Annotated in this window: 2 protein-coding genes; both read right to left on the reverse strand. The window is 32.8% G+C overall.

Features of this window, described 5'->3' with window-relative positions; translation table 11 throughout:
• Nucleotides 1-187: 187 nt before the first annotated feature.
• Nucleotides 188-457 (reverse strand): hypothetical protein, encoded by a 270-nt coding sequence (locus L979_RS15370; RefSeq protein ID WP_036853163.1) that lies wholly within the window; start codon nucleotides 455-457, stop codon nucleotides 188-190.
• A 172-nt stretch (nucleotides 458-629) separates the two neighbouring features.
• Nucleotides 630-833, reverse strand: a 204-nt coding sequence (locus tag L979_RS16900) for a hypothetical protein (protein ID WP_047692744.1), incomplete at its 5' end; no start/stop codon positions are given.

Genomic DNA, 833 nt, shown 5'->3' on the forward strand with positions numbered 1-833 from the left:
ATTTCTCCTTAGCTTGCCTTATATGCTCATATTTTGCTTTCTCTTGCGTTTTAAGCTCTTGTTCATATAATTGTGCCACAATATCATTAAAGCCCTTATCTGCCCTTTTATGAGCCTTTTGAATCAATACGATACTTCTAGTTGTGTCGTCTGTTAAAATAAAGATAATTGCTCTCCTTTTTGCGCATCAATTGCTTACCTGATTGATAGCTTCAATAATATTATTGCCGACATTTATTAGAATTTCATCACTTACAATTACATTCTTTCTTGAAAATAGTTCGTTCTCAATCTTCATAAAGTGCATTGCTTTAGCTAAAAATTGAGCAGATGATTCATAATATAATGTTTCTAGCTCATCATCTGAAAGCTGTGTTAAATCATCATTAGCAAAAGTTGTAAGTTTTCGCTTAATCTCTTTGCCATTGTCGTCTTCCTCTACGTAAAAACGTTTCATCTATTCATACCTCTAATTTCAAATTTTTCAATAATATACCTTTTAGAGCCAAGCTCAAGGCTCACTAGATAATTATTAAAAGGGTCATTCTTGTTCAAGTCATTAGCGATCTTTCTAGCTGTTGACCGTGGATATTTTGAACTATTAATCTTCCTTGTGTACTTGTGTAATATTATCTCATTGCCTCCCTTTGCATTTTACGCTTCAATCGTTGCTTATATAGATATTCTTTGCTTGGTTCTAAACTAGACAATATCTCATCTAGTAAGTCAAACGCTTCTCCGTTATCTCCTACGCTATCAATTTTTTTAAGTGTAAGCTCGTGCATTTCATCATCATTTAAAAACATAGTAAGATAAGGGAATGCTACGGTATT

The sequence above is a fragment of the Kocuria sp. ZOR0020 genome, assembly GCF_000800955.1.
Classification (GTDB): domain Bacteria; phylum Actinomycetota; class Actinomycetes; order Actinomycetales; family Micrococcaceae; genus Kocuria; species Kocuria subflava.

What these genes read in the sequence shown, in the direction of transcription:
- L979_RS15370 (WP_036853163.1), bottom strand. Translation starts at nt 457, where the DNA reads ATGAAACGTTTTTACGTAGAGGAAGACGACAATGGCAAAGAGATTAAG.